The organism is Snodgrassella sp. ESL0253 (genome assembly GCF_013344965.1).
In the GTDB taxonomy this organism is placed as follows: domain Bacteria; phylum Pseudomonadota; class Gammaproteobacteria; order Burkholderiales; family Neisseriaceae; genus Snodgrassella; species Snodgrassella alvi_B.
In genome coordinates this window covers 128,366-134,763 of sequence record NZ_JAAEDQ010000007.1, presented here as the reverse complement: position 1 = coordinate 134,763, position 6,398 = coordinate 128,366, and the positions used below count along the sequence as shown (strand labels likewise).

The 6,398-nt window shown below is 41.7% G+C and carries 5 protein-coding genes; 1 reads left to right on the top strand and 4 read right to left on the bottom strand.

Annotated elements, in window-relative coordinates; all coding sequences use genetic code 11:
* Positions 1-781 precede the first annotated feature (781 nt).
* From GYX26_RS07520 to lepA, 4 genes are all read right to left on the bottom strand, one after another.
* Positions 782-1,651 (bottom strand): hypothetical protein, encoded by an 870-nt coding sequence (locus GYX26_RS07520; protein WP_174828738.1) that lies wholly within the window; start codon positions 1,649-1,651, stop codon positions 782-784.
* A 25-nt stretch (positions 1,652-1,676) separates the two neighbouring features.
* On the bottom strand, positions 1,677-2,402 hold the full coding sequence (rnc, locus tag GYX26_RS07515) for a ribonuclease III (protein ID WP_100089499.1): 726 nt from the start codon (positions 2,400-2,402) through the stop codon (positions 1,677-1,679).
* A gap of 130 nt (positions 2,403-2,532) precedes the next feature.
* Complete coding sequence (gene lepB, locus GYX26_RS07510; protein WP_174828737.1) at positions 2,533-3,519, bottom strand: signal peptidase I; 987 nt, start codon at positions 3,517-3,519, stop codon at positions 2,533-2,535.
* 3 nt (positions 3,520-3,522) lie between these two features.
* A complete protein-coding gene (gene lepA / locus GYX26_RS07505) occupies positions 3,523-5,313 on the bottom strand; it encodes a translation elongation factor 4 (protein ID WP_100089497.1) in 1,791 nt (596 codons plus the stop codon).
* A gap of 282 nt (positions 5,314-5,595) precedes the next feature.
* On the opposite strand from lepA, the gene GYX26_RS07500 reads away from it, so the two are divergent.
* A complete protein-coding gene (locus GYX26_RS07500; protein WP_174828736.1) occupies positions 5,596-6,261 on the top strand; it encodes a vancomycin high temperature exclusion protein in 666 nt (221 codons plus the stop codon).
* Positions 6,262-6,398 lie beyond the last annotated feature (137 nt).

The window sequence follows — 6,398 nt, the reverse complement described above, 5'->3', positions numbered from 1 at the left end:
GGCTTCAGCTTCTTTTAAAATAGATACGATCTGATGTTCAGTCATCTTTTTCATGTTTAAATCCTCTGTGGGTTAATGAAGAGAATTTTCTACTTTGGGACTGTACTATTTTAGGGGATAGTTACAGAAATATTCTTAGTAATCCGCAAGCATAAGTAAACGTCTAAATGTGAATCTTTCACAATCAAAGTAAGCTTATCCGCTATGCCCTCAGTTATGGTAAAAAATGGGCTGTGTTTATCTGGCCGGATTGATACTTGTCTTCTTCCAGATTGGTAAACCCTTTTATAGCCCGCACGCCTGCCGGCTTGACAAATATATCCCTGAAATTAAATTACATCCTTAACCATTCAGGCTGATGGGATTTCATCATTTTATCAGCCTCATATGCCGTAATATTTTTACAGATTTCTTTCTTTTGGCAATCCAGATAATCTAATTCATCGGCAAGCAAAGTAACATTATCAGGTAATTCATGCTGTGTTTTGGAAATTGCCTTTTGCCTGCCAACCACTTTTTCTTCGTATCGGTACCATTCACGCTATGGCAGGTAGTTTGAGCTTTCTTACTGGAAATGCTGATTTTCTGCTCATTAAATGATGCATTAAGGTTGACTTGCACACGACAGGCTAGCCAACAATAGCAATGAAACTGCAATGAAAATCACCAGACTGAGGTACAAATTTGTCACAGAACGTTTCAGACAAGCTATCCTTGTGAATCAAATATAAAATATACGTAAACCTGAATACAGCAAATTGAAAATAAATAAATTAACAGCTCAATTTTTATTAGAAATATATTTTTTCTCTAGCTTATTCCAATGGTAAATCGTAGATACTTTTTTTGCGTTCCCTTTTTCCGACCACAAAATATCTTTCATTCCATCATGTGACGTTGGCAGAATTCTAATAATATAAACATTTTCATGAAGTTCATGGTCACGTGTACCATCTTCATGCCAGTCTCCTGCATAATTAGCAAAGTGATACGTCGGTGCGTTGAAAACTGGCAGTAATTCACCATTAATCACAGCAAATAATGTTACCGATTCATCAAAAGCTCCACCGCCTGCATAGCCTGTAGATGTATTATGCCGTACACCAAAAGCTAATACATCCGAGCTTAATCGATATGGAGCAAAATCATAACGCCTCGGATTTCCAATAACCTGCTCACCTGAATCATTATTCAGAAGAAAGGCACTGTTTTCCAGATCAGTGCCGCTTTCAATCCATGGCTTAGCCATCAATGAGAAGCCTTTTATCTGATCAAAATGCAATACAGCAATGATTGTTTTACCTTTTTCCAGATAATGACAGTGATCGTTATCATCTTTCTGAATACTAGAACAGGCTATAAAAATATAGGTATCAGGTTGACTTGGCCATGCCTTAATGCCCGCAAAATGCCAGTTTTCCTCACCTGCCTTCTTCGCATCGACTAAAGCCAGAATTTTTTTAAATTCATCTGATTTTGAAAAAAAATCACGGCCAAGATAATCAACTGGCTTTACACCCCCCAGCTCCTCTGCAATAAGTTCCCGACCAGCGGAATGGTTAATATTGGGATAGACGTCGTCAAGAGAATGTACTGTTTTTGCCCATATACTATGGCTTAGTAACAGGGCAAGAAACCATAAAAATCTCATCTGTATACCGATTATGGTTGATAATTTATTTTTTTCGGATTTTTGCTGACGGAAAATTCTTTTCTAACCAAGCCAGAGCAGTCTGTGCCGTTTGCTGTTCTGCTTCACGTCGGCTATGTCCGGCAGCTTCAGTCTGAAAACCAGTTTCCCCCAAATCACATTGCACAACAAACTGCTGATCATGCACATCACCAATCTGATCTACAATTCTGTATTTGGGCAATGGCATATGCCTTGCCTGCAGGGCTTCCTGTAACCGTGTTTTTGCATCCTTACCACTATTCTGCGGATTGATATGCCGGATTCGCTCTGCATATAAACGGCGTACCACAGCTTCGGCTGTATTGAAATCAGCATCAAAACTCACTGCGGCAAACAATGCTTCCATTGCATCTGCCAATGTGGACGGACGCCTAAAGCCGCCGCTTTTCAATTCGCCGCTACCCAGCAACAGAGCATCACCTACTTTTAATTCAGTTGCAATTTGTGCCAGTGTTTCCTGATTCACCAGATTAGCACGCATTCTGGACAGTTCACCTTCTGTCAGGCGTGGAAACGCCTCAAACAGCATTTTGGCTACAGAATAATTCAAAATTGAGTCACCAATAAACTCAAACCGCTCATTGTGTAACGCGCTGTAACTGCGATGAGTCAATGCCTGTTGCAATAATTTTGATTGCTTAAAGTGATAGCCAAACATTTTTTGAACATAACCCAAAGCATTTTCATGCCGTACATCAGTTTTTTTCATTTAACCTTCTTTAATAATGAATTAATTATCTTTCAGGCAAGACTCTTTAATCAATCTGTGCTATCAGAATCAATATAGCGTTGCCGCATAGACAAAGCGCAAGACTGAATCTTGCGCTTGAAATCAGACATTACTGAATTCTGGTGCCGATTCGTTTCATATCACCCATATTCAGCCATATCAGAAACGCTTTGCCTACAACCAGCCTGTCATCTACAAAGCCCCAGTAGCGACTGTCTTCACTGTTATCGCGGTTGTCACCCATCATGAAGTATTTTCCAGCCGGAACTGTACAACTGAATCCACTGCCATCTGGATAATAGGTACACAACTCACGATTGGGGAAAGACCGTACACCTTGAAGAATAACTGAAGGCTGTTGTGGCATTTTTAACACTTCAACCGATTTATTATCAAGCTGTTCAGTTACTTGCTGAGCCTGAATTGGCATTGTGCCAAAATTGGGTACCTGCTCTGCATAGTTGTATAGCTTCTGCTCATCAATATCATTGACTGCCTTACCATTGATTGTCAGCGTTTTATCCTTATAAGTGACAACATCACCCGGTAAACCAATCACCCGTTTGATATAGTTTATCCGTGTATCTTCTGGATAATTGAATACCATCACATCACCGCGCTCAACTTTGCTTACCGGAATCAGTACATTATTCAGAATCGGCAGGCGAATACCATACACAAATTTATTCACCAGAATAAAATCACCGGAGATCAAACCCGGGCGCATTGAGCTGGATGGAATCTGAAAAGGTTCTGCCACAAAAGTACGCAGTATAAACACCAGCAGAATGATGGGGAAAAAACCACTCATATAATCGGTAAAGTGATTATCGTCCATCTGGCTGGGATTCTTTTTCAGCCGGCGCCGGTGTACAAACCAGGCGATACCGGTGAACAGCACAAACAGCAACAATACTGCGGTAAAACTTATCTGTGTTGATAACAGGCCAAAAGCACCGACCAGCATCAGCAGATAGCCCCATTGCAGTGCGCCACTCCACTCACCATTTTCCTCACGCACTTTTGCGCTCTTGAAAAACAGCAGAATACCCAGCACCAGAAGTACTGCTGCACCTATAATCATCGTATTCGACATGTATTAATCTCCAACCTGCAAAATCGCCAGAAAGGCAGTTTGCGGAATTTCCACATTGCCTACCTGTTTCATGCGTTTTTTACCGGCTTTCTGTTTTTCCAGTAATTTTTTCTTGCGGGTAATATCACCGCCATAACATTTAGCCAGCACATTCTTGCGCAGTGCCTTAACATTTTCGCGGGCAATAATCTTACCGCCTATTGCCGCCTGTACGGCAATATCAAACATCTGGCGGGGAATCAGTTCACGCATTTTTGCTACCAGTTCCCGGCCGCGATGAACTGAATTACTGCGATGCACAATCAGACTTAGCGCATCAACCTTTTCACTATTCACCAGAATATCCAGTTTCACCAAATCCGCAGCTCTGAATTCAAGGAATTCATAATCCAGTGAAGCATAACCGCGCGAAGTAGATTTCAGTTTATCGAAGAAATCCATTACCACTTCATTCATCGGCATATCATAAGTCAGCATTACCTGCCGCCCCATATACTGCATATTTTTCTGTACGCCGCGTTTCTGGTTGCATAGTGTCATTACTGCACCTACATATTCCTGCGGCAGCAATATGGTTGCAGTGATAATGGGTTCATAAATCGCATCAAGCGTACCGATGTCCGGCAGTTTGGATGGATTCTCAATTTCAATGCGTTCGCCACTTTTCAGCAACACTTCATATACCACTGTCGGCGCAGTGGTAATCAAATCCATGTCAAATTCGCGTTCCAGCCGTTCCTGCACAATTTCCAGATGCAACAGGCCGAGAAAGCCGCAGCGAAAACCAAAACCCAGCGCCTGAGAAACCTCCGGCTCAAATTTCAGCGCCGCATCATTAAGCTGTAATTTTTCCAGCGCTTCGCGTAGCGCATCATAATCGTGGCTTTCTACCGGATAGAGACCAGCAAACACCTGTGGCTGCACCTCTTTGAAGCCGGGTAAAGGTTCACTGGCCGGTTCACGTGCCAAAGTAATGGTATCACCCACTTTGGCCGACCCCAATTCTTTGACCCCAGTGATCAGAAAGCCTACATCACCCGCTTTTAACTCCTGTTTCTGCACAGATTTCGGGGTAAATACGCCTAGCTGTTCGACCTGCGTTTCAGCACCGGTGGCCATGAAGCGGACTTTATCTTTCAGGCGCACGGTACCATCCACCATGCGTATCAGCATCACCACGCCAACATAATTATCAAACCATGAGTCAATAATTAATGCTTTTAATGGTGCATCAGCCTTTCCAGTAGGCGCGGGCACTTTCTTGACAATTTCTTCCAGTACATCTTCAATACCGATACCACTTTTGGCCGAGCAGCGCACAGCTTCCATGGCTTCAATGCCAATAATATCTTCTATTTCTTCGATTACCCGCTCTGGTTCCGCTGCCGGTAAATCAATCTTGTTCAGTACCGGCAGTACCTCTACGCCCAGATCTATGGCAGTGTAGCAATTGGCTACAGTTTGTGCTTCTACACCCTGCGAAGCATCCACCACAAGCAATGCACCTTCACAGGCCGACAGTGAACGCGATACTTCATAAGAGAAGTCCACATGTCCCGGGGTATCAATCAGATTGAGCTGATAAATCTGCCCATCACGCGCCTTATACTGCAAGGCTGCTGTTTGTGCCTTGATGGTAATGCCGCGTTCTTTTTCAATGTCCATGGAATCGAGTACCTGAGCACTCATTTCCCGATTTTCAAGACCACCACAATACTGAATGAAACGATCAGCCAGTGTAGACTTCCCATGGTCAATATGGGCGATAATGGAGAAATTGCGTATATTGTTCATGCAAGCCAATGATTAGTTAATTCAATCAATAGTATCCCAGTATCTTAATACCCGATACCGGAAAACCAGAAATAACTGCTTATTTTAACGGAATGTGCCCAAGTGCGCCGAAGAATTTATAGCAAACAAAAAATTTTTTTATATTAACAAATAAATCAGAATCAATTCACATCAATATCATCTATTTGCTCTTTAACGCCAAACAGACTATATTTTTGACATAAATAACCATTATCATTTATTCTGCAAGATGCATTCCAATTAATGCTGAGCTTTAGTTATATGACTATAATTTTATTAAAAAGAATCACTAAATATACCTTTTATAGCATAATAGCCAGCATTATTTTTCTGATACTTCTTTATCATTGGGTAAGCAAACAGGCTGCACCTTATACATTCACAGACAGCAATCAGCTCAGTCCCCGCACTGTAGGTCTTGTACTAGGTACGGCAAAATATCTGCGCAATGGCAAACTAAATCCTTTTTACCAATATCGTATTGAAGGCGCTGTCAAACTTTACCAACAGGGAAAAATTAAACATTTGCTTTTGAGCGGAGACCACTCCCGCAAAAACTACAATGAACCAGAAACTATGCAGCAAGACTTGATTCGGGCAGGTATTCCAGCTTCATCCATGACACTGGATTATGGTGGGTTAAGGACTTTAGACTCTATCCTTCGAGCCGAAAAAATTTTTCAGGTAAACAGTTTTACCATTATTACGCAACGTTTTCATTGTGACCGCGCCATACTTATTTCCCGAAAACATCAACTAGATGCGCAATGCTATGCAGTAACCGCTCCAACCGGCAAGAATTATGCAAAAGTAATATTCCGTGAAATTTTAGCACGAGTCAAAGCTGTTAGTGACCTATATATCAAACACAAACAACCCAAATTTTTAGGCAAGCCTGAACCAATATTTTCCTCTGCACAACACTAGCCGACTACTCTGAAAACACCGATAATATAGGCTCGCAGGCGATAACAATACTTTCAACCAGCAAGACAGATACTCGACATCGAAAATCAGCTACAAAAAGAATACAATATACCTAATTTAAATTAGTGGCTCATATG

Excerpts from the sequence above, each read along its gene's own strand:
- lepA (WP_100089497.1), bottom strand. The coding sequence starts at position 5,313 with ATGAACAATATACGCAATTTCTCCATTATCGCCCATATTGACCATGGG.
- rnc (WP_100089499.1), bottom strand. The coding sequence starts at position 2,402 with ATGAAAAAAACTGATGTACGGCATGAAAATGCTTTGGGTTATGTTCAA.
- lepB (WP_174828737.1), bottom strand. The coding sequence starts at position 3,519 with ATGTCGAATACGATGATTATAGGTGCAGCAGTACTTCTGGTGCTGGGT.
- GYX26_RS07500 (WP_174828736.1), top strand. The coding sequence starts at position 5,596 with ATGACTATAATTTTATTAAAAAGAATCACTAAATATACCTTTTATAGC.
- GYX26_RS07520 (WP_174828738.1), bottom strand. The coding sequence starts at position 1,651 with ATGAGATTTTTATGGTTTCTTGCCCTGTTACTAAGCCATAGTATATGG.